Here is a 20,222-nt window from a genome sequence, read left to right as displayed (position 1 = left end):
GAAAATAAAGAAATTATAGAGCGTTTTATAACGCTCTTTTTTATTGTTTTGCGTTAAAAAAAAATGAGAAAATCTTTACACAATCTTTCACACGTAAACGAAATCATCAATAGAATACATCTTCTACATGAGAATTCTCCTAGAAAATGGGGAAGTATGAATGTCTCACAAATGATGGTGCATTGTGCTAAAATTCTAGAAGTTCCCAATAAAAATTTACAACTAAGACATCCTCATTTTCTAATTCGGCTTATTGGAGTAACAACCAAGTACGAACTCAAAATTTTCAATAACGGAATTCCGCATAATATGCCTACCTTCCAAGAAGTGATAGTAAATGAAACCTGTGATTTTCTAGAAAGTAAAAAATATTTATTAACAACTTTAGATGAATATGTTTGGAATGCATCACAAAATAATTTGCCCAAAACTCACCAATTATTCGGGAAAATGACGAAATTTGACTGGGGATTTTTAGAGTATAAACATCTTCATCATCATTTAAAACAATTTAATGTATGAGTATTTTTAACAATATATTTGGCGGAAATTCTAATGGTTCTTCTCTGAAAGAGTTTTGGAACGAAATAGAGTCTTCAGAAGATTTGGAAGTTGCAATACAAGCCTCAGAACTAGGAAAAGTAGTGATTTTCAAACATTCTACCAGATGCATGATTAGCAAAACGGTTCTTAGAAATTTTGAAAGACAAATAGAGTCAGAATCTGTTGACTTGCCAAAATTTTATTATTTAGATTTATTAAATCATAGAGATATTTCTAATCAAATTGCCCAAATATTTTCGGTGGTTCATCAGAGTCCACAAATTGTAGTCATAGAAAACGGTCAAGTTATTCATCATGCTTCACATGATAATATTGATTTAAGTCTTATCTTAGCATTATAAAAACAAAACAATTGGAAAATTTTCAATTTCAAATTTCTAGATTACTTGATGCTCCTATAGAAATCGTACAGTTTTGTAGTGAGAAAATCAAAGTTAAAAATGTGCAAAAAGGCGAGTTTTTCTTACAACCCGGCGAAGTATGTAATGATACATTTTTTGTGAATAAAGGTTTACTAAGAATGTACAGTATTGATAAAAATGGTAAAGAACATATCTTGCATTTTGCTCCAGAAAACTGGATTTTAGTAGACCGAAGTAGTCTTTATCTTAATCAACCTTCAGATTATTACATAGATGCGGTAGAACCTTCAGAAGTTTTGGTGCTTTCGCCAGAATATTTTGATTTTTTAGCTGAAAATCAACCATCAGTTATTGCGAAACAGAATGTTCTTTTGCACAAACATGTAAGCAGTCTGCAGAGAAGGATTACCCAATTATTGGGAGCCACTGCAGAAGAAAGATATGTAGATTTTTTGAAAACTTATCCTAATATTTTTGAAAGAGTTCCACAATGGATGGTGGCGTCTTATTTAGGAATTACCCCAGAAAGTTTGAGCCGTGTGAGAAAAGAATTGGTACGGAAAAAATAATTTTCTATATTTATCAAAAAAACACAAATGGAATTTAGTAAATTGGTCAAAGGATTCGAAGTCTCTGAAGAAGGGCATAAAATCGGGCATATCGATTTTAATATTGTAAATGGAGTGATGAAAATTACTCATACTGAAGTAGATAAAAAACATTCTGGTAAGGGAATTGCCACAGAATTAGTGAAAACTGCTGTAGAATATGCAAAGCATAAAAACCTAAAAGTGAAACCACTTTGTTCCCTTGCTTCGCATGTATTGAAAAAGGATAATTACTCAGATATTTTAGAATAAAAAAAGGAACTTCAACTGAAGTTCCTTTAATTTTTGGTTATTTTTAGAAAACCATTTCAAGAACATTTTCGTCTATAATTAATTTTCCAGCAGTTGCTTTTTTAATATCGTCTACAGAAACTCCAGGAGCTCTTTCTAAGCAATGAAATGCGCCATCTTTTACTTCGTAAACGCCTAATTCTGTAACAATTTTTTTAATACATTTCACTCCAGTTAAAGGCAAAGTACATTCTGGTAAAAGTTTGCTTTCGCCATGTTTATTGACTTGTTGCATGGCTACGATGATATTTTTCGCCGAAGCAACTAAATCCATTGCGCCGCCCATTCCTTTTACCATTTTTCCAGGAATTTTCCAATTGGCAATGTCTCCATTTTCAGAAACTTCCATTGCGCCAAGAATCGTTAAGTCTACTTTTTGAGCTCTAATCATTCCAAAACTTGTTGCGCCATCAAAAATAGATGCACCTTTTAATAAGGTAACGGTTTGTTTTCCTGCATTAATTAGATCTGCATCTTCATCGCCTTCGAAAGGAAATGGTCCCATTCCCAGAATTCCGTTTTCAGATTGTAGCACTACATTAAAACCTTCTGGAATGTAATTCGCTACCAATGTAGGAATACCAATTCCTAAATTTACATACGTGTTGTTTTTTATTTCTCTTGCAATTCTCATTGCAATTTGTTCTTTTGTTAAAGCCATGATAAATAATTTGAAAATTTGAACATTTTAAAATTTGAAAATGATTAATTACGCTCCTTTACTTGTGGAAATTATTTTTGACAAAATATAAATTAATGATTTTAAATCTTGATAAAGTTTTTCATTTGGGGTTGGTAAATAAATTGATTTTTCACACAATTGAAGCCAATATTCAGTTTCATCTGCTTCTTTTGCTGCAATTTTCATTTTGTGGATAAAATCATTTTTGCTCTCTGCGTTTTGCACTTCTCTTATATTTGCACCAATAGAAGTCCCAGCTCTGAAAATTTGGTCAGCTAATGAAAATTTTTTCTTTTCTGTTATCATTTCAGAAAACTCAATAATATCTAATGCAAAATCAAAAGATTTTTCAACAATTATATTTTGTTTATCGTTTCTCATAATTAAAATTTTCAAATTAACTCATTTTCAAATTTTCAAATTTTAGAACGAACAGTTCTCTGTTCAATGCGCTTTTCATAATTTTCACCTTGGAAAATTCTATGAACATAAATTCCTGGAGTGTGAATTTGGTCTGGATCTAGTTCTCCAGCTTCTACCAATTCTTCCACTTCTGCTATGGTAATTTTTCCAGCCATAGCCATCATTGGATTAAAATTTCTAGCGGTAGAACGATAAATGAGATTTCCTGCAGTATCACCTTTCCAAGCTTTTACAATCGCGAAATCTGCGTCAAAAGCATATTCTAACAAATAATCTTTTCCATTAAAATTTCTCACTTCTTTTCCTTCGGCAACTTCGGTTCCTACACCAGCTGGAGTGAAAATTGCGGGCATTCCGTAACCTGCAGCCATACAGCGAGTTGCCAAAGTTCCTTGAGGAATCAACTCAACTTCTAATTCTCCAGAAAGTAATTGACGCTCAAATTCAGCGTTTTCGCCTACATAAGAAGAAATCATTTTTTTGATTTGTTTTTTTTGTAAAAGTAAACCCAACCCGAAATCATCTACACCAGCATTGTTAGAAATACAAGTAAGGTTTTTTACTCCTTTTTTTACGAGTTCGGCGATAGAATTTTCAGGAATTCCGCATAAACCGAAACCACCGAGCATAATGGTAGCGCCGTCTTGAATATCAGCACAAGCTTCTGTTACGTTTTTTACTGTTTTATTAATCATTAGATTTTTCGTTTGCTCTAAAATACAAATTTTTTGAAATCTAAAATAAAAAACGCTTCCAAGTTCTAATCCCTTGAAAGCGTGATGTTATCATAAATTTTGGTTAAAAATATTTTAAACTCATGTTTGGTTTTATTTGAAGCAAAGTCTCATAAATGAGTTTAATAACATTGGCAACATCTTCTTTGGCTACCATTTCTACGGTAGTGTGCATGTATCTTAATGGTAAAGAAATCAGTGCAGAAGGAACACCTCCGTTAGAAAATGCAAAAGAATCTGTATCAGTTCCTGTTGCTCTGCTCAAAGCGTTTCTCTGGAAAGTAATTTTCTTTTTCTTAGCGGTATCTGTTATTAAATCTCTGATGATGTGATGAACAGAAGGAGCATACGCAATTACAGGTCCGTCTCCACATTTCATGTGACCTTCTTTTTTCTTCTCGATATGTGGAGTAGTGGTATCATGAGTAACGTCTGTGACGATAGCGATATTTGGTTTTATAGTCTGTGCAATCATCGTTGCTCCATATAAACCAACTTCTTCTTGTACCGAATTGGTAATATATAAACCGAAAGGTAATTTCTTTTTGTTTTCTTTTAAAAGTCTAGCTACTTCGGCAATCATAAATCCGCCCATTCTGTTGTCTAGCGCTCTACAAACGAAATAACGGTCGTTGAGTTCAAAAAATTCATCTGGATAAGTAATCATGCAACCTACATAAATTCCTAAATTTTCTACTTCTTCTTTAGATGTACAACCGCAATCGATGAAAATATTTTCAATTTTCGGAATTGGTTCATGAGGATTTGCGCTTCTGGTATGAATAGCAGGCCAACCGAAAACACCTTTTATAATGCCTTTTTCTCCGTGAATATGTACCGTTTTAGAAGGAGCAATCATTTGGTCTGAACCTCCGTTTCTAATTACGTAAATCATTCCATCATCAGAAATGTAATTTACGTACCAAGAAATTTCGTCGGCATGAGCTTCTATCACTACTTTGAATTCCGCTTCTGGATTGATGATTCCGTAACAAGTTCCATAGTGGTCTACTCTTATTTCGTCTACATAAGGCTTGATATAATCTGCCCAAATTTTCTGTCCGTTCTGTTCAAAACCAGTTGGTGAAGCAGTGTTCAAATATTTTTCTAAAAATTTTAAAGATTTATTTTCAAATTTCATATAAAGGAACGATTTTTGTGATACTTAAAATTAAATTTTAACTCAGGTAAAAATAATGAAATTTCAGAACATTTTCATCATATTTCTTTTGTTGTTTAGCTTATCATTTCAGGCTCAACAAGATACTATAAAAATAGAATTGAAGGCACTAAAAGATGTTCCAAAAGAAAAACTTCAAAAAGATGATTTTGGGAATATTTTTTATTACGACGAAAAGCAAAAAGCTAGAATTTACGAAATTAACGGAGAAAAAGTAGTGGTGATGGATGAGTTGCTTCTCATGCAGAGACCGCATTTTAATAATCAACTTGACCGTAATTTCTATTATTTTCTCAATAAAAAATTGAATAGAGTTTATCCCTATTTCATTACCGCTCTAGAGCAATATAGAGATATTCAAGATGAACTTTCTAAAATAGATGATGATAGAAAAAGAGCTTACATCAGAAAAAGACAAGAAGGGCTCGCGAATCAATATGAAACCCAATTAAGGGATTTGACGACTACAGAAGGTAGGATTTTTGCCAAATTAATGCACCGAGCTACAGGAAAAACTGTGTACGAAATCATAAAAGAATTACGTGGAAACTGGAGTGCTTTTTGGTGGAATGTAAAAGGAAATATTGCAGATGTAGACATTAAAGAACCTTATGATCCGCATGCTAATAGACAAGATGCTTTTGTAGAATCTCTTTTGTATTCTAATTGGAATTTAGGATATTTGCAGCCTTATGAAGGATACAGAGATTTTAAAACAAAAAAATAACATGAAATTTTTATTCAAACTATTATTTACGGTAAGCATTTTATATTCAGCAGAAGCTTACTCATGGGGAATTATTGGGCATAGAACCATTGCAGAAATTGCAGAAAATCACATTTCAAATAAATCTAAGCGTAAGCTTAAAAAGATTATTGGAAAACAAAATCTAGCGTATATTGCCAACTGGCCAGATTTCGTGAAATCTGATACGCTGAATACCTATAAAGAAACAGAAGTTTGGCATTATGTGAATGTGAAACCCAACCAGAATTTTATAGAATTTGAGAAATCTCTAAAAGAAATTAATACTCCTAACCTTTACAATCAAATTATTAAGCAAAAAGAAATTATCGCTAACAAAAATTCATCAAAAGACGAAAAAGTTGTAGCGCTTAAGTTTTTGGTTCATTTAATGGGAGATTTACATCAACCAATGCACGTGGGAAGAGCGGAAGATTTAGGAGGGAATTTAATCCAATTAACTTTCAATAGAGACCAAACGAATTTACACAGTTTATGGGATACTAAATTGGTAGATTATCAAAGATATTCATATAAAGAGTTTGCTAAAGTGCTAGATTATAAATCTAAAGAGGAAATCCAACAAATACAAAGTGGAACTCTTGAAAATTGGTTATATGAAAGTTACACGAAAGCCAATAGAATCTATACGCAGACTAAACCAAATGGCGTTTACAGTTATGATTATAATTATAAATTTTCAGGATTGTTAGAAGAGCAATTATTAGCAGGTGGATTGAGATTGGCTAAAGTTTTAGACGAAATCTTACAATAATTTTTCCTTCAGTTTCTGAAATACGATTTGATCAATAGGCAATTCTAATGGGTTTTCTTCATGTAAGGAAATCCATTTTATTTTTTCTATGCTTTCATCTAAAATTTGCAATTCATCTAAGTTTAAAATATCTACCTTGTAATATATAGTAAGCAATTGCTCGTTTTCTCTAAATCTAGAAACCAAAAAATCTTCTTGCGTATAAAAATGTTCTACAATATTTATTTTCAAGTTAAGTTCTTCTGCAAATTCTCTGTGAAGGCATTCTAAGGTTCCTTCGCCAAATTCTAAACCGCCACCAGGTAATTTGATTAGTTTTTGTCCGGCATAACCTTCATCTAGAGCCATTATTTCTTGATTTTCATTAATGTAAATGGCGTAAACTCTTATGTTAATTTTATCTATCATGTTTTGTTTTTTATTTGATTGGCTCTTTTTTACTTTTAACTTGGTTCTTTTAAAACCGCATTAATCATTTCGCGTTTTCCTTTTGGGCCTTCTAATTTAGTAACTTCGAAATTAAGTTCCTTCAGAATTCTTCTTACGCTTCCTTTTGAAGAATAAGTAGTGAGTAGTCCACCTTCTTTCATTTTGCTTTTTACGATTTCAAATAGCGGTTTTTCCCATAAATCTGGTTGAACTTTTGCACCAAAACAATCATAATACACTAAATTAATTGCAGGTAAATTTATCTCTTTTATCTTGAAAAAGTCCAAATTGTATTTAATAAAGAAGAAGTTTGGCAAAATTTCATGTGTTTTATTCCATTCTAATTCATGGATTTTTTGATAAATTTCTTCCGCATTTTCGAATGTAAAATGCTTTGCATAGTTCAATTCTACGATTTCTTCATTATTTACGGGATATTTTTCGAATGTGAAATAGTGAAAAACATGATTTTTATCATTTTTCAAATATTCATTAATTGTGACTAAAGCATTAAGACCTGTGCCAAATCCCATCTCTAAAATGTTGATTTCGTAATCATAAACATTTTTTAATCCATTTTTTATAAATACATGTTCTGCTTCTTGGATGGCTCCGTTATGAGAATGGTAGTGTTCGTTTAAATCATTGATATACAATGTTTTGCTTCCGTCTAATGTGGTTTTTATTTCTCTTTTCAAAGTATTTTTTGTCAAAAATAAATTAAAATTTTGATATTTAAAAAATTATATTAAATTTGTAGAAACTCAATTAAAATTTTTAAAATGATAATTCAAAAAACTTCAAACTCAAGAATTGGGGAATTTGACCCAGAAAATATTGGATTTGGTACAGCATTTATTGATCATATGATTGTATGTGAGTACGAAAATGGAAAATGGGGTGAAGTCAGGCTTATGCCATATGGTCCGCTACCTTTTACACCAGCAATGATGGGTGTAAATTATGGGCAAGCTTGTTTTGAAGGAATGAAGGCTTATAAAGATAAAGATGGTGAAGTGTATCTTTTTCGTCCTGAGAAAAATTTCGAAAGAATTAATAAGTCAGCAAAGCGTCTTGCAATGCCAGAAATCACTGAAGAAATGTTTATCGGTGGTCTTAAAGCATTAGTAGATATGGATAGAAATTGGATTCCTTATGGAGAAGGTAAGGCTCTTTATATTAGACCTTTAATTTTTGCAACGGAAGAAGCTCTAAAAGCAAGAATTGCTAATAAATATATGTTTGCGATAGTTGCAACTCCAGTTCAAAGTTATTACACAGAGCCAGTTTCTGTTAAGATTTCTGATTTTTATTCTAGAGCTGCAAGTGGTGGTGTAGGTTCTGCTAAAGCTGCAGGAAATTACGCTGCTTCATTTTATCCAACAAAATTAGCTGCAGAAGAAGGTTATGAGCAAATCATCTGGACAGATGATGCTACTCACAAATATTTTGAAGAAAGTGGTACAATGAACGTTTTTGTAAGAATAAACGATACAATTTATACACCGCCAACTTCTGAAAAAATTCTAGATGGAGTTACTAGAGATAGTTTCCTTCAATTAGCAAAACACAAAGGCATTGACGTAAAAGTAGAGCCAGTAGAAGTTGCTAAAGTTCTAGAAGCACATTCAAAAGGTGAGTTAATTGAAGTTTGGGGAGTAGGAACTGCTGTAGTAACTAGCGTTTTCAAAGCGATTGGTTACAAAGACCAAAAATTAATTTTACCAGAACTTTCAGAAGAAGAAAGTTTTGCTTTAACTCTTAAAAAAGCATTGGTAGATATTCAAACCAATAAAGCTGAAGATCCTTTTGGATGGAGGGTAAAAGTAGAAAAGCATATTTTAGAAACTGCTTAGAAATAAGACTTTAAATATTTTAAACCGAGGAAATCTTTTCTCGGTTTTTTCGTTGTTATTTATTGAGTAATTAGTATTTTCGCAGTCTATATGAAAAAGGTAGTTTTCGTTTCAATATTATCACTTTTGTCTTGTGTTAAAAATTCACCAGCTCATCCTCCAGTTGGCGGCGTTTTATCTCAAGAAGACTTAAATGTGTCTAAAAATAGAGCGAAAAATCTCAATTTATTAGAAAGAAAACAAATTCAAGATTGGATAAACCAGCAAGACAAAAAATTCTATTCTACAGGACTGAATTATTGGACGGACATTAGTGATTCTGAATCTAGAATTAAGAAAAAAGATGGTGAATTGGTTTCGTATGAATATGATTTATATGATTTTAACCAAGAAAAATTATATGAAAAGCCTAATCAAAACATAGATGCTCCATTAGGGAAATTTGAAGAGCTAAAAGCAGTAGAAGATGCGGTACGTTATATGAAAAAAGGGGAACAAGCTACACTTTTAGTACCTTCCGTTCTGGCTTTTGGAACTTATGGCGATGATGAAAAAATTCCAAATGACATGCCTTTAATCATTAAAATTAAAATTTTGTAAATCCATAAAATGAAAAAAATACTTTTATTAACTATTGCAATTATTACTTTAATTAATTGTACTCCAATTTATAAAAAAATGAATATAGACAAAGATTTTTACAACGGTCTTCAAGACGGTGTTTACGCTAAAATGGAAACTTCTAAAGGTGAATTGATTATCCAATTTTTTGATCAAGATGCGCCTGTTACAGTAGCTAATTTTGTAGGTCTTGCACAAGGAACTATTGAAAATAAAGCGAAAGCAAAAGGAGTTCCTTATTATGATGGAATTGTTTTCCACAGAGTGATTAAAAATTTTATGATTCAAGGAGGTGATCCTCAAGGAACAGGAATGGGAGATCCTGGTTATAAGTTTGATGATGAGAAAAACAACCTAAAACACGAAGGAAAAGGTTATCTTTCTATGGCAAATTCTGGACCTAACACAAATGGTTCTCAGTTTTTTATCACAGAAGTTCCTACGCCTTGGTTAGACGGAAGACATACTATTTTTGGTAAAGTAATTAAAGGAGAAGATGTAATTGATGCGATTGCTAATTCTGAAACTGGTGCTCAAGATAGACCAAAAGAAGAAATTAAAATTGTAAAAGTGACTGTTTTCACTAAAGGTGATGCTTACGAAAAATACGATGCTGCTAAAATCTTCAACGAAGGGAAAGCAAAAATTCAAGAAAACAACAAAGCTTACATCGCTAAACAAGAAGCAGAAGCTGCTAAAAAATTAGAAGATTTAAAAGCTGGAATGACTACCACAGCTTCTGGTTTAATGTATAAAATCACAAAATCTAATCCAGAAGGTAAAGCTCCAAAAGCTGGAGACATGGTTTCTGTACACTACGCTGGTAAATTAACAAACGGACAAGAATTTGATAATTCTTTCAAAAGAGGTGAACCAATTGAGATTCCAATCGGAGTTGGTCAAGTAATCAAAGGTTGGGATGAAGGAATCCAACTTCTAAAAGAAGGAGAAGCGGCTACTTTATTGATTCCATCTGAATTAGGTTACGGAACAAGAGGAGCAGGAGGTGTAATTCCACCAAATGCTTGGTTAATCTTCGATGTAGAATTGGTGAAAGTAAAATAATATTACTTCCAATATATTTAAGAAAAACGCGCTAAATAGCGCGTTTTTTTATTTTCTTTTTTAACTATTATTGAAAAAAAATAGACAAAAGTCTTTTTATTTTAGACAAAAGTCTTATATTTGTGTAAATATTTATGAGATGAAAAAGAATAAACTTTATACACAAGAAGAAAAAGAAGTGCAACTTGTGCAAGAAACCACCGCTTTTTATGGTACTTCAGTAGGTTTTACTTCTATTGATGATAGAAGCGTCTTTGCTATTATAGATTCTATTAATAAAGGTATTTCTTTTACTGCTTTTGAAAATATTATAAAAAAATACAGTTTTACACTCCAAAATTGGGCGGAGTTTTTACATATTTCTAATAAAACCTTATCTCGCTACCAAAAAGAATCAAAAACGTTTGATGCTTTGCAATCAGAGCGTATTATGCAAATTGAAATTTTACACAGTAAAGGAGAAGAAGTTTTTGGCAGTAGAGAGAATTTTTCTACTTGGCTAGAAACAGAAAACCTTGCTCTAGGAAACATTATACCAAGGGATTTACTTAAAAATTCTTTTGGCATAAATTTATTAATGGATGAATTAGTTAGAATTGAGCATGGTGTTTTAGCATAAGATAGATACAGAAATGATTGTTTTTAGACTTTCAAAAGCACAATTTGCCAATGATTTATCTGGAAAAGGAGCTGAATTGGTTGGTGGAAGATGGAATAGTAGAGGAAATGCTATGCTTTATACCTCACAAAGCATTGCGCTTTGTGTTACAGAAATTGCAGTTCACGTTCCGCTTGGAATTTTACCAAAAGATTATCAATTGGTACATATTGAAATTCCTGATGAAGATTTTTTAGAATTGAAAAGATTACCAAAAGATTGGCAAACATTTCCGCACTCTAATTCTACTCAAATGTTAGGAGATAAATTTCTGAAAGAGCAGAAATTTTTGGTACTGAAAGTTCCTTCTGCGACAGTTCAAGGTGAATTTAATTATTTGGTGAATCCGAGACATAAAAATTTTAATCAAATTAAAATTTTGAAAATAGAAAGTTTTAGTTTTGATGAAAGGCTATTTAGAAGATGATAAGTTTATTTTAATTCCATAAGTTTTTCGCCACAAGTCTTGCAATATCTTGCATCTTCATCATTTTCACTATTTCCACATCTGTCGCAAAGTCTAGTTTTGGCCATTTTTTTTCTCATTTCAGAGGTTACAATTCCTGTAGGAACCGCAATGATGCTATAACCGCATAACATTAAAATGACGGATAAAAATTTTCCTAAAGGAGTAACTGGAGAAATGTCACCATAACCCACTGTAGTAATGGTTACAACTGCCCAATAAATAGACGTAGGAATATCTACAAATCCGTTATTTCCGTTTTCTATAACAAACATCAGTGAACCAATAATGGTTACTAAAATCATTATGAAAAGAAGGAAAATATAAATTTTTCTAGAGCTGTTTTTTAGTGCTTGAACAATGTATTGGCCGTCATTCATGTAATCTAATAAATTGAGCACTCTAAAAATCCTTAACATTCTCAAGAGTCTAATGATAGAAAGAAACTTGGTAAATGGGAAAAATAAGCTCAAGAAAAACGGAAGAAGTGATAAAAAATCTATAATGCCTAAAAAACTGAAAATATAATCTTTCTTGTTTTTAACCACAGAAATTCTCAGAATATATTCTATCGTAAATGCAATGGTAATGAGCCATTCTAAGCTTACCAAAAGAGAATGATAATGTTCATCTACTTTTTGAACACTTTCCATCATCACAATGAAAGTACTCAAGATAATCATCAAAAGAAGCAATAAGTCAAAAATTTTTCCTGATGGAGTATCAGAAAAATAGATAATCCTGAAAATTTTCTTTTTCCAAGGAGTATCTTCAGCAATTAAATTATGTTCTCTTTTTTGCATTTTTAGAAAATTAAGTGTTTTTGTGACGTTTAATCAAGTGACAGCTTCCTATTGTCAAAAATAAGAGAAATATTTAGATTTCAAGAAGATAAAACTAAGAATGAAATTGTATTTTTGTATGACTTAATTTTTCAGAAATATTATTTGAAAATGATTTTAAAAGAATTTACTTCAGAATTAGATAAACTATTTTCGCTGAAACAAGCTGAGGATTTTGATAATGTAGGTTTGCTTTGTGGTAAACCAACTCGTGAAGTTTCGGGAGTTTTGGTTTGTCATGATGCGCTAGAAAACGTTGTAGATGAAGCTATTGCGAAGAATTGTAACGTGATTGTAACGTTTCACCCAATTATCTTTTCTGGGCTAAAATCAATTACAGGAAAAAATTATGTAGAACGCGCAGTTCTAAAAGCCATCGAAAATAAAATTGCGATTTATGCGATTCACACAGCGTTTGATAATGATTATTTCGGCGTGAATTATAGAATCTGCAATGAATTAGGCTTGAAAAATCAAAAAATTCTGATGCCAAAGTCAGAAAATCTTCTGCAATTGGTAGTTTATGTTCCGTCTGATTATTCAGAGAAGGTGAAAAATGCTTTATTTGAAGCTGGTGCAGGAAATATTGGTTTCTATGATGAATGCAGTTTTTCGGTGAAAGGAAATGGAACGTTCAGACCGATTGAAGGTTCTAATCCATTTTTGGGAACTTATAATGTGAGAGAAAATGCTGATGAAGAAATGATTTCTGTGATTTTTGAAGGTTTCAAAAAGAATCAGATTTTATCAGCTATGAAATCTGCACATCCTTATGAAGAAGTGGCGTATCAACTTTACGCTTTAGAGAATGATAATCAATATGTTGGATTAGGACGATACGGCGAATTAGAACAAGAAATGGAAGAAAAAGATTTCTTAAAATTCGTGAAAGATAAATTCAATTTAGAAGTGATTCGTCATTCTGAGTTTTTGAATAAAAAAATCAAAAAAGTAGGCGTTTTAGGTGGAAGTGGAGCCAGTGGAATTTCGGCAGCAAAAGCTTCTGGATGTGATGCTTACTTAACGGGAGATGTAAAATACCACGATTTTTTCCAAAGTGAAAACCAAATGTTAATCTGTGATATAGGACATTTCGAGTCAGAACAATTTGTTACTGAGCAATTAGTTGAGATTTTGTCGGAAAAATTTCCTACATTTGCATTCTCAAAATCCACAGAAAAAACCAACCCTGTAAATTATTTCTTTTAAGATATGGCAAAAAAAACTGTAGAAATTTCAGTAGAAGAAAAATTAAGAGCTCTTTATGATTTACAAATCATAGACTCTAGATTAGACGAAATCCGCAATACAAGAGGTGAATTACCAATTGAGGTAGAAGATTTAGAAATCGAAATCGAAGGTCTTAACAAGAGAGCACAAAAATTCGAAAACGAAATTAAAGACTTAAATGATGACATTAATAACAAAAAAGAAGTTATTAATCATTCTAAATCTTTGATGGAGAAATATAAATCTCAACAAGACAACGTAAGAAATAATAAAGAATTCGAAGCGCTTGCTAAAGAAATAGAATTTCAGGATTTAGAAGTTCAGTTGGCTGAAAAGAAAATCAAAGAATTTACTGCAAAAATCGCTCACAAAAATGAACTTTTAGATGAGTTGAAAGCTAAGATTACAGAACTAGAAAACCATCTAGGTTTTAAGAAAAACGAATTAGATACTTTAATTGCTGAAACGCAAAAAGAAGAAGATTATCTATTAGAAAAATCTAAAGAATTTGCAGAAAAAATAGACGAAAGATTATTAGCTTCTTACAAAAGAATCAGAAATAATTCTGGAAACGGATTAGCAGTAGTAGGTCTAGAAAGAGGTGCGCCAAAAGGTTCATTCTTTACCATTCCGCCACAGAAACAAATGGAAATCGCTCAACGTAAGAAAATTATCATCGATGAGCATTCTGGTAAAATCTTGGTAGACGATGAGTTGGTAATGGAAGAGAACGAAAAAATGGCTTCTATCATTAAATTCTAAAAATGTTAAATCAATATAAATTCCGTTCTTTTTGAGCGGAATTTTTTATTTTTGTCTAAAGCTAATGATATGAAAGAATTTGCGAATGCCAAAATGGATAAATGGACGTTATTTTACACCATTTTATACATTTTCTTCTCTATTGGAATGGTGATTTTCATGTTCGAAACAGAAGAGTCTAAATTCCCATTAATTTTAGTGGGCAGCATTCTTTCAGGAGCTTTTATTTTTACTTATTTTATGATTCCCAAAATCAGTTTGAGTGAAAATTCAATCCATGTAAAAAATTCTTTTGTTAACTTTAAAATTTCTATTCAAGATATTGGTCAAATTGAAAAAGTAGAAAAGTTGGGATTAAACATCAGAACATTTGGAGCAGGAGGCGTTTTTGGTTATTTTGGCTATTTTAATGGAAATGATGTTTGGTACGTAACCAATATTTATAAAAAAGTAAAAATTACCATGAAATCCGGGAAAATCTATATGTTTTCACCAGAAAATACAGAAGATTTTATTCAACAAATCACAAACCTAAAATCTAAAATCTAAAATTTAAAGTTATAATGATACAATTACTTGATAAAATTCATCACAAAGATTCTAAAAATTTCTTCTTAATTGCTGGTCCTTGCGCTATTGAAGGCGAAGAAATGGCATTTGAAATTGCCGAAAAAATTGTAAAACTTTCAGATAAATATAAGATTCCTTACATTTTCAAAGGAAGTTTTAAAAAAGCAAATAGAAGTAGAGTAGACAGTTTCACAGGAATTGGCGACGAAAAAGCTTTAGAAATCATCAAAAAAGTAGGAGAACATTTTAATATTCCTACCACTACAGATATTCACGAAAACGCTCATGCAGAACTCGCGGCTTCTTATGGAGTAGATGTTTTGCAAATTCCCGCGTTTTTGGTTCGTCAGACAGACTTGGTAGTAGCTGCAGCAAAAACTGGGAAAGCCGTAACTTTGAAAAAAGGACAATTTCTTTCACCAGAATCTATGAAATTTGCGGTACAAAAAGTATTAGATTCAGGAAATGATAAAGTAGCGATTATTGAGAGAGGAAATTCTTTCGGATATACAGATTTGGTGGTAGATTTCAGAGGAATTCCTACCATGCAACATTATGCGCCAGTCATTTTAGACGTTACGCACTCTCTTCAACAGCCTAATCAAAATTCAGGAGTAACAGGAGGAAGACCAGAATTGATAGAAACCATTGCCAAAGCTGGAATTGCAGTAGGAACAGACGGAATTTTCATCGAAACACATCCAGATCCTTCTTGTGCAAAATCAGACGGAGCGAATATGCTAAAACTTGATCTGCTCGATGATTTATTAGGAAAACTAACTCGAGTAAGAGAAGCGATTTTATAATATTGAACCAAGCATTTTTGCTTGGTTTTTTCTTTTGAAAAACACAAAAAATTACTAAAATTTACCATTGAAATAATTCTTTATCAATTTGATTAAATTTTATAAATTTATCCTTTAAAATATAACCTTTTGAAAAAGCTCATATTATTCTTAGTTCTTACATTTCCAGTCTTTATTTTTTCACAAATTAATTTGAAAATTTTAGACGATAACGGAAGTCCAGTTTCTGATGTAAAAGTCACTTATAACAATCAAAACTTTACCACAAATGCGCAAGGTTTTGCTAAAATTCCTGTAGCTGAAACAGAACAAGTATTGACGGCAGAAAAGGAATCTTATGTTTCTTTTACCAAGAAAATCAATCCTAAATTAAGATACCAAAACTTAAATGTTTTGATGGTGCTTTCCATTAAAACCAAAGAAATTAAAGAAATTACCTTCCGTGGAAAAGGAAAACCAAAGAATACCGATCTTACTTCTCTTGAAATTTCTGCAAAACAAGCTCAGATTGTAGCTTCGCTTTCTGGGGGTGTAGAAGGTTTGATTAAGTCTTTACCTTCGGTAAATTCTAATGCAGAATTGTCATCGCAATACATGGTGAGAGGTGGTAATTATGATGAAAATTTAATTTACATCAATGATATTGAGATTTACAGACCATTTTTAGTGAGAAATTCTTTGCAAGAAGGAATGAGCATCATTAATCCAGATATGGTTTCTATGATTAACTTTTCTGCAGGTGGTTTCGAAGCGAAATATGGTGATAAAATGAGTTCTGCGCTTAATATTTATTACAGACAACCTTCAAAAACTGAAATCTCTGGCGAAGCAAGTCTTATTGGCGGAAGACTGTCTTTAGGTTTAGCTTCTAAGAATAAAAAATTATCTGCTTTATTCTCAGGAAGATACAGAAATACCAATTTGGTTCTGAATACCTTAAATGAAGATACAGATTTTAATCCTCAATATTTTGATTTTCAATCGTATATCAATTATTCCATCAATGATAAATGGTCGGTTTCATTTTTAGGATATTGGTCGAAAAATGACTATGAAATGATTCCAAATTACAAAGAGGTAGATTTTGGAACCGTGCAACAACCGATAAAATTATTGGTAGGTTATGAAGGAAAAGAAGATGATTCTTATAAAAACATGATGGGAACTGCTTCTATCACTTATAAACCAAGCAAAAAATTAAGTGTAACGCTAGATAATTTTGCTTACCAAAACAGAGAAAGAGAATATTATACCATTGCTTCAGGTTATTTATTGCAAACCTTTGATCCTGTGACAGGAGACCCGAATTCTAGTTATGATGCAGGCGGACAAATAGATCATGCAAGAAATGATTTATTAGCAAGAACGTATGGAAGTCAATTAAGACTTAAATTTTCTCCAAATGCCAATACTGATATAGAAGTAGGTGCAAAATTCGAGAAAGAAATGCTTAAAGATCTTACGAATGAATGGCAATTGGTAGATTCTTTGGGTTACAGCACACCGAGAACTTATTTGAATCCTGGAGTTTTAGATGCTTCTGATTTAAAATTGAAATACAATATTTCTGGAAATAACGAAATCAATCCTACGAGAATTTCTGGTTACGCTCAGTTTTCTAAAAAATTATATTGGGGAGAAAACAGAGTGTTTATCAACGGTGGAGCAAGAGCGCAACAATGGAGTTTTAACAAAGAGACTTTAATTTCGCCAAGAGCACAATTCGCGATAAAACCAGATTGGGATGCAGATATGCTTTTCAGAATTTCGGGAGGAATTTATTATCAAGCGCCTTATTACAAAGAAATCAAAGATTTAGACGGAACATTTAATGAAAATATTAAAGCTCAAAAATCCGTTCAACTTATTTTAGCAAATGATTATGAGTTCAAAATGGTTGACAGACCATTTAAATTGACCACAGAATTGTATTATAAAAAAATGAATGATTTAATTCCGTATTATATTGATAATGTAAGAATTAGATATTCAGGAAAAAATAATTCCGAAGGTTATGCTTATGGAGTTGATACCAGGTTATTTGGTGAATTTGTTCCCGGTGTAGATTCTTGGATTTCTGTAAGTTATGCCAGAGCAAAAGAAAACATTGATGGAAGAGGCTATATTGCAAGACCAACTGACCAAAGATTTAGATTTTCCATGTTTTATCAGGATTACATGCCGAAATTCCCAAGTATGAAAGTTAATCTTACGTTATTATTTGCAAGCGGTTTACCAAATGGTGCTTCATTATTTGCAGACCCTTATGAATACACCAAAACTTTACCTTCGTATAAAAGAGTAGACATTGGTTTAGAGAAAGTTTTCATTGACCAAAAAGACAACAAAGCAACAAGTGATTTCTGGAGAAAATGCAAAGAATTATCTTTAGGTGTTCAGATTTTCAATGCATTCAATATCAATAACACAATTGCAAATCAATGGATTACTGATGTTAATTCAAGTTATATTTATCCAGTTCCGGTAAGATTAACGGGTAGATTTTTTAATGTGAAATTAAATTTCAAATTTTAATTCTTTTTCTTCAAAATGAACTTTATTTAAAGAAGAAAATCAAAAAAACTGTAGAATTTTTTAAAAATATTATTACTTTTGAAACTGTAAAAATTAATAAATGAGAAGAATAGTTAAAGTTTTAAGTCTTTTGTCTTTTATTTTCTTGGGAACTCAAGTTGCCAAAGCACAATTGTATGATATAGCAGTTGGCGGACAAGTAGATACAGGTGTTGGTGAATCTTTGGTTGGAGTTTCTATAAAATATCAACCTTTTCAGTTTGTGGGAATAGAATTTTCTGGAAATTATGGGGGTGGATTTACAGCTTTACAAGTTATTCCTCAGTTTGTTTATACGGTAAGCGAACAGACAGACGGACTTGCAATTTATGTAGGAGCTGGTCCCTCTTATATTACAGGAGGTCATCCTAACAAAGTTAAAGCATTTAATATTGTAGGTGTTGCAGGAGCTGAATTTGAATTGGTAGATTATCCTATTAGTTTCTTTGCAGATTGGAGACCAAGATTATACCAAGAAGACCCTGGTTTTTATAATACCATGCAAATAGAAAAAGGATTCGAGCCAGGAAGATTTAGTTTCGGTTTAAGATATACTTTCTAAAAATTATATAAAAAATAAAAGTCTTGAAAATTTCAAGACTTTTTTATTTTTAGTTGGATTGAGCTTTAATTCTTTTCTCAGAAAGATTTCTAAATCTTATCACCAAAAGCACCGCCGAAATGGTAAGTCCAATTCCCAGAGCTATCCACATTCCGAAAGCGCCCATCTTCATAGGAACCGTAAGATAATAACCTAATGGAATGGTAATCACCCAATAAGCGATAAAGGTAAGAATTGAAGGAATTTTCACATCTTGTATTCCTCTGAGACAACCAAGCGCAGTCACTTGAATTCCGTCTGATAATTGAAATAATGCCGCAATAATCATCAATTGAGATGCCAATTCTACTACAGCAATGTCTTCTTTTTTGGTGAAAAATGTTGGTAAAACATCTTTTCCAAGAATAAAAATCAATCCGCACATTAACATAAAGATAAAAGCGATTTTCAGGTTGTTAAAACCAACTTTTTCTAGATTTACAAAGTCTTTTTCGCCTAGTTTTCTTCCAATCATTACCGTAGAAGCTACACTGAATCCTACACAAAGATTAAAAGTGAAACTTGCCATAGAAAGTGCAATTTGATGTGCTGCAATGTCTTTGGCAGAAATTAATCCGCAGATAAAAGCTGCTCCTGCAAAAGCCGTTACTTCAAAAAACAATTGTAATGCTGTAGGAAAGCCCAATCTGATTAGTTTTTCAAACATTTCTTTGGTGAAATCCTTTATTTTTAATGAAAAATCTTTGATATATCTTCTCGTTTTTTCTTCTTTAATCAACACATAATATAAGAAAACCATCATGGCAACTCTTGCAATAAAAGTAGCCCAAGCTGAACCTGCAACTCCCATTTTAAAGTGTTCTATAAAAACATAATTGAGAATAACATTAATAACATTCGCGAAAATCGTGGCTTTAGTAACCCCAATCGTAAAAGAAAGTCCTTCTGAAACTTCTCTCATCGTTTGAAAAATCATAAATGGAATGATACTCAAGGTTACGATGGAAAGAAAAGTAATGGTATCGGGTAAAATTTCTTTTGGCTGATTCAAATAAGGCATAAGTGGAATGATTCCAAATATCAAAAGCATTAAAACAAAAGCTAAAATTATATTCACCACAAATCCGTGTCGGAAAATGCTGTTAATTCTGTTGTGATTATGTTGCGAGTGCGCTTCGGAAACCAATGGCGGAATCGCCAGTGAAAATCCCAAACCGAAGATGAAAATTGAGAAAAACATTGCGTTTCCAAGAGAAACTGCTGCCAATGCTTTTGCGCCAAGAAGTTTCCCTACAATAATGTTATCAAACAAGTTTACAGAAACTTGCCCTACTTGTGTAAGCATTACTGGGAGCGCAAGTTTTAAGGTTTCTTGCGTAAACTGTTTATTGAGAAATTTCATTTTTTAAGTTTAAAA

Annotated in this window: 25 protein-coding genes; 17 read left to right on the top strand and 8 right to left on the bottom strand. The window is 31.9% G+C overall.

What is annotated here, in order from left to right:
* Positions 1 to 63 precede the first annotated feature (63 nt).
* From ACT53I_RS04930 to ACT53I_RS04915, 4 genes are read left to right on the top strand one after another with little or no spacing between them, the layout of a single operon-like run.
* Positions 64 to 522, top strand: a complete 459-nt coding sequence (locus tag ACT53I_RS04930) for a DUF1569 domain-containing protein (protein WP_476078708.1) — start codon at positions 64 to 66, stop codon at positions 520 to 522.
* On the top strand, positions 519 to 905 hold the full coding sequence (gene ytxJ, locus ACT53I_RS04925; protein WP_374450583.1) for a bacillithiol system redox-active protein YtxJ: 387 nt from the start codon (positions 519 to 521) through the stop codon (positions 903 to 905). The genes ACT53I_RS04930 and ytxJ overlap by 4 nt, the downstream gene beginning before the upstream one ends.
* 11 nt (positions 906 to 916) lie before the next feature.
* A complete protein-coding gene (locus ACT53I_RS04920) occupies positions 917 to 1,495 on the top strand; it encodes a Crp/Fnr family transcriptional regulator (protein WP_104793699.1) in 579 nt (192 codons plus the stop codon).
* A gap of 27 nt (positions 1,496 to 1,522) precedes the next feature.
* Positions 1,523 to 1,786, top strand: coding sequence for a GNAT family N-acetyltransferase (locus tag ACT53I_RS04915; protein ID WP_476078707.1), 264 nt, complete (start codon positions 1,523 to 1,525; stop codon positions 1,784 to 1,786).
* A 43-nt stretch (positions 1,787 to 1,829) separates the two neighbouring features.
* Here the strand turns inward: ACT53I_RS04915 and ACT53I_RS04910 are convergent, their stop codons facing one another.
* The 4 genes from ACT53I_RS04910 to ACT53I_RS04895 form a co-directional block, all read right to left on the bottom strand.
* Positions 1,830 to 2,486 carry a 3-oxoacid CoA-transferase subunit B gene (locus ACT53I_RS04910; protein ID WP_476078706.1) on the bottom strand — a complete coding sequence of 219 codons (657 nt, stop codon included), beginning with the start codon at positions 2,484 to 2,486 and terminating at the stop codon, positions 1,830 to 1,832.
* A gap of 48 nt (positions 2,487 to 2,534) precedes the next feature.
* A complete protein-coding gene (locus tag ACT53I_RS04905) occupies positions 2,535 to 2,888 on the bottom strand; it encodes a four helix bundle protein (RefSeq protein ID WP_476079379.1) in 354 nt (117 codons plus the stop codon).
* 35 nt (positions 2,889 to 2,923) lie between these two features.
* Positions 2,924 to 3,625, bottom strand: a complete 702-nt coding sequence (locus tag ACT53I_RS04900; protein ID WP_213189257.1) for a CoA transferase subunit A — start codon at positions 3,623 to 3,625, stop codon at positions 2,924 to 2,926.
* 103 nt (positions 3,626 to 3,728) lie between these two features.
* Positions 3,729 to 4,805, bottom strand: a complete 1,077-nt coding sequence (locus ACT53I_RS04895; RefSeq protein WP_476078705.1) for a M28 family peptidase — start codon at positions 4,803 to 4,805, stop codon at positions 3,729 to 3,731.
* Positions 4,806 to 4,860: 55 nt separating this feature from the next.
* Here ACT53I_RS04895 and ACT53I_RS04890 point away from each other — a divergent pair, with 55 nt between their 5' ends.
* The gene (locus ACT53I_RS04890) at positions 4,861 to 5,571 is read left to right on the top strand and encodes a DUF4294 domain-containing protein (RefSeq protein WP_476078704.1); all 711 of its coding nucleotides are present in this window, start codon (positions 4,861 to 4,863) and stop codon (positions 5,569 to 5,571) included.
* Between the two features lies 1 nt (position 5,572).
* Complete coding sequence (locus tag ACT53I_RS04885) at positions 5,573 to 6,364, top strand: S1/P1 nuclease (RefSeq protein ID WP_476078703.1); 792 nt, start codon at positions 5,573 to 5,575, stop codon at positions 6,362 to 6,364.
* Here ACT53I_RS04885 and ACT53I_RS04880 read toward each other — a convergent pair.
* Together ACT53I_RS04880 and mnmC2 are read right to left on the bottom strand one after the other, a co-directional pair.
* On the bottom strand, positions 6,356 to 6,772 hold the full coding sequence (locus ACT53I_RS04880) for an NUDIX hydrolase (protein ID WP_476078702.1): 417 nt from the start codon (positions 6,770 to 6,772) through the stop codon (positions 6,356 to 6,358). The genes ACT53I_RS04885 and ACT53I_RS04880 overlap by 9 nt on opposite strands.
* A gap of 35 nt (positions 6,773 to 6,807) precedes the next feature.
* Positions 6,808 to 7,491 (bottom strand): tRNA (5-methylaminomethyl-2-thiouridine)(34)-methyltransferase MnmC2, encoded by a 684-nt coding sequence (gene mnmC2, locus ACT53I_RS04875; protein WP_476079378.1) that lies wholly within the window; start codon positions 7,489 to 7,491, stop codon positions 6,808 to 6,810.
* A gap of 84 nt (positions 7,492 to 7,575) precedes the next feature.
* Between mnmC2 and ACT53I_RS04870 the strand changes: the two genes are divergently transcribed.
* The 5 genes from ACT53I_RS04870 to ACT53I_RS04850 all read left to right on the top strand — a co-directional run bounded on the left by ACT53I_RS04870 (position 7,576) and on the right by ACT53I_RS04850 (position 11,420).
* A complete protein-coding gene (locus ACT53I_RS04870) occupies positions 7,576 to 8,649 on the top strand; it encodes a branched-chain amino acid aminotransferase (RefSeq protein WP_476078701.1) in 1,074 nt (357 codons plus the stop codon).
* 90 nt (positions 8,650 to 8,739) lie between these two features.
* Positions 8,740 to 9,249 carry an FKBP-type peptidyl-prolyl cis-trans isomerase gene (locus tag ACT53I_RS04865; RefSeq protein WP_476078700.1) on the top strand — a complete coding sequence of 170 codons (510 nt, stop codon included), beginning with the start codon at positions 8,740 to 8,742 and terminating at the stop codon, positions 9,247 to 9,249.
* A gap of 78 nt (positions 9,250 to 9,327) precedes the next feature.
* Positions 9,328 to 10,335 carry a peptidylprolyl isomerase gene (locus tag ACT53I_RS04860; RefSeq protein WP_476079377.1) on the top strand — a complete coding sequence of 336 codons (1,008 nt, stop codon included), beginning with the start codon at positions 9,328 to 9,330 and terminating at the stop codon, positions 10,333 to 10,335.
* A 139-nt stretch (positions 10,336 to 10,474) separates the two neighbouring features.
* Positions 10,475 to 10,954, top strand: coding sequence for a type II RES/Xre toxin-antitoxin system antitoxin (parS, locus tag ACT53I_RS04855; protein ID WP_213189248.1), 480 nt, complete (start codon positions 10,475 to 10,477; stop codon positions 10,952 to 10,954).
* Between the two features lie 13 nt (positions 10,955 to 10,967).
* Positions 10,968 to 11,420, top strand: a complete 453-nt coding sequence (locus ACT53I_RS04850; RefSeq protein ID WP_424306780.1) for an RES family NAD+ phosphorylase — start codon at positions 10,968 to 10,970, stop codon at positions 11,418 to 11,420.
* A 5-nt stretch (positions 11,421 to 11,425) separates the two neighbouring features.
* Here ACT53I_RS04850 and ACT53I_RS04845 read toward each other — a convergent pair whose 3' ends face one another.
* Positions 11,426 to 12,262: an ion transporter gene (locus ACT53I_RS04845; RefSeq protein ID WP_476078699.1), complete on the bottom strand. Its 837-nt coding sequence runs from the start codon at positions 12,260 to 12,262 to the stop codon at positions 11,426 to 11,428.
* A 150-nt stretch (positions 12,263 to 12,412) separates the two neighbouring features.
* Between ACT53I_RS04845 and ACT53I_RS04840 the strand changes: the two genes are divergently transcribed.
* From ACT53I_RS04840 to ACT53I_RS04815, 6 genes are all read left to right on the top strand, one after another.
* Positions 12,413 to 13,510 carry a Nif3-like dinuclear metal center hexameric protein gene (locus tag ACT53I_RS04840; RefSeq protein ID WP_476078698.1) on the top strand — a complete coding sequence of 366 codons (1,098 nt, stop codon included), beginning with the start codon at positions 12,413 to 12,415 and terminating at the stop codon, positions 13,508 to 13,510.
* Positions 13,511 to 13,513: 3 nt separating this feature from the next.
* Positions 13,514 to 14,293 carry a zinc ribbon domain-containing protein gene (locus tag ACT53I_RS04835; protein WP_476078697.1) on the top strand — a complete coding sequence of 260 codons (780 nt, stop codon included), beginning with the start codon at positions 13,514 to 13,516 and terminating at the stop codon, positions 14,291 to 14,293.
* A 69-nt stretch (positions 14,294 to 14,362) separates the two neighbouring features.
* Entirely contained in the window at positions 14,363 to 14,842 is a 480-nt protein-coding gene (locus ACT53I_RS04830) for a PH domain-containing protein (protein ID WP_476078696.1), read from the top strand.
* Between the two features lie 14 nt (positions 14,843 to 14,856).
* Positions 14,857 to 15,669 carry a 3-deoxy-8-phosphooctulonate synthase gene (kdsA, locus tag ACT53I_RS04825; RefSeq protein ID WP_104793681.1) on the top strand — a complete coding sequence of 271 codons (813 nt, stop codon included), beginning with the start codon at positions 14,857 to 14,859 and terminating at the stop codon, positions 15,667 to 15,669.
* Positions 15,670 to 16,065: 396 nt separating this feature from the next.
* Entirely contained in the window at positions 16,066 to 18,204 is a 2,139-nt protein-coding gene (locus ACT53I_RS04820) for a TonB-dependent receptor plug domain-containing protein (protein WP_476079376.1), read from the top strand.
* Positions 18,205 to 18,304: 100 nt separating this feature from the next.
* A complete protein-coding gene (locus ACT53I_RS04815) occupies positions 18,305 to 18,805 on the top strand; it encodes a hypothetical protein (protein ID WP_476078695.1) in 501 nt (166 codons plus the stop codon).
* A gap of 49 nt (positions 18,806 to 18,854) precedes the next feature.
* On the opposite strand, the gene ACT53I_RS04810 is transcribed toward ACT53I_RS04815, so the two are convergent.
* A complete protein-coding gene (locus ACT53I_RS04810) occupies positions 18,855 to 20,207 on the bottom strand; it encodes an MATE family efflux transporter (protein WP_476078694.1) in 1,353 nt (450 codons plus the stop codon).
* Between the last annotated feature and the right edge of the window lie 15 nt (positions 20,208 to 20,222).

The organism is Cloacibacterium sp. DMC96 (assembly GCF_056313765.1).
Note: the sequence above shows the minus strand (reverse complement) of the source record. Positions and strands in the feature narration are given on the sequence as shown.

What these genes read in the sequence shown, in the direction of transcription:
- ACT53I_RS04930 (WP_476078708.1), top strand. Translation starts at nt 64, where the DNA reads ATGAGAAAATCTTTACACAATCTTTCACACGTAAACGAAATCATCAAT.
- ytxJ (WP_374450583.1), top strand. Translation starts at nt 519, where the DNA reads ATGAGTATTTTTAACAATATATTTGGCGGAAATTCTAATGGTTCTTCT.
- ACT53I_RS04915 (WP_476078707.1), top strand. Translation starts at nt 1,523, where the DNA reads ATGGAATTTAGTAAATTGGTCAAAGGATTCGAAGTCTCTGAAGAAGGG.
- ACT53I_RS04910 (WP_476078706.1), bottom strand. Translation starts at nt 2,486, where the DNA reads ATGGCTTTAACAAAAGAACAAATTGCAATGAGAATTGCAAGAGAAATA.
- ACT53I_RS04905 (WP_476079379.1), bottom strand. Translation starts at nt 2,888, where the DNA reads ATGAGAAACGATAAACAAAATATAATTGTTGAAAAATCTTTTGATTTT.
- ACT53I_RS04900 (WP_213189257.1), bottom strand. Translation starts at nt 3,625, where the DNA reads ATGATTAATAAAACAGTAAAAAACGTAACAGAAGCTTGTGCTGATATT.
- ACT53I_RS04895 (WP_476078705.1), bottom strand. Translation starts at nt 4,805, where the DNA reads ATGAAATTTGAAAATAAATCTTTAAAATTTTTAGAAAAATATTTGAAC.
- ACT53I_RS04890 (WP_476078704.1), top strand. Translation starts at nt 4,861, where the DNA reads ATGAAATTTCAGAACATTTTCATCATATTTCTTTTGTTGTTTAGCTTA.
- ACT53I_RS04885 (WP_476078703.1), top strand. Translation starts at nt 5,573, where the DNA reads ATGAAATTTTTATTCAAACTATTATTTACGGTAAGCATTTTATATTCA.
- ACT53I_RS04880 (WP_476078702.1), bottom strand. Translation starts at nt 6,772, where the DNA reads ATGATAGATAAAATTAACATAAGAGTTTACGCCATTTACATTAATGAA.
- ACT53I_RS04870 (WP_476078701.1), top strand. Translation starts at nt 7,576, where the DNA reads ATGATAATTCAAAAAACTTCAAACTCAAGAATTGGGGAATTTGACCCA.
- ACT53I_RS04865 (WP_476078700.1), top strand. Translation starts at nt 8,740, where the DNA reads ATGAAAAAGGTAGTTTTCGTTTCAATATTATCACTTTTGTCTTGTGTT.
- ACT53I_RS04860 (WP_476079377.1), top strand. Translation starts at nt 9,328, where the DNA reads ATGAATATAGACAAAGATTTTTACAACGGTCTTCAAGACGGTGTTTAC.
- parS (WP_213189248.1), top strand. Translation starts at nt 10,475, where the DNA reads ATGAAAAAGAATAAACTTTATACACAAGAAGAAAAAGAAGTGCAACTT.
- ACT53I_RS04850 (WP_424306780.1), top strand. Translation starts at nt 10,968, where the DNA reads ATGATTGTTTTTAGACTTTCAAAAGCACAATTTGCCAATGATTTATCT.
- ACT53I_RS04845 (WP_476078699.1), bottom strand. Translation starts at nt 12,262, where the DNA reads ATGCAAAAAAGAGAACATAATTTAATTGCTGAAGATACTCCTTGGAAA.
- ACT53I_RS04840 (WP_476078698.1), top strand. Translation starts at nt 12,413, where the DNA reads ATGATTTTAAAAGAATTTACTTCAGAATTAGATAAACTATTTTCGCTG.
- ACT53I_RS04835 (WP_476078697.1), top strand. Translation starts at nt 13,514, where the DNA reads ATGGCAAAAAAAACTGTAGAAATTTCAGTAGAAGAAAAATTAAGAGCT.
- ACT53I_RS04830 (WP_476078696.1), top strand. Translation starts at nt 14,363, where the DNA reads ATGAAAGAATTTGCGAATGCCAAAATGGATAAATGGACGTTATTTTAC.
- kdsA (WP_104793681.1), top strand. Translation starts at nt 14,857, where the DNA reads ATGATACAATTACTTGATAAAATTCATCACAAAGATTCTAAAAATTTC.
- ACT53I_RS04820 (WP_476079376.1), top strand. Translation starts at nt 16,066, where the DNA reads ATGGTGCTTTCCATTAAAACCAAAGAAATTAAAGAAATTACCTTCCGT.
- ACT53I_RS04815 (WP_476078695.1), top strand. Translation starts at nt 18,305, where the DNA reads ATGAGAAGAATAGTTAAAGTTTTAAGTCTTTTGTCTTTTATTTTCTTG.
- ACT53I_RS04810 (WP_476078694.1), bottom strand. Translation starts at nt 20,207, where the DNA reads ATGAAATTTCTCAATAAACAGTTTACGCAAGAAACCTTAAAACTTGCG.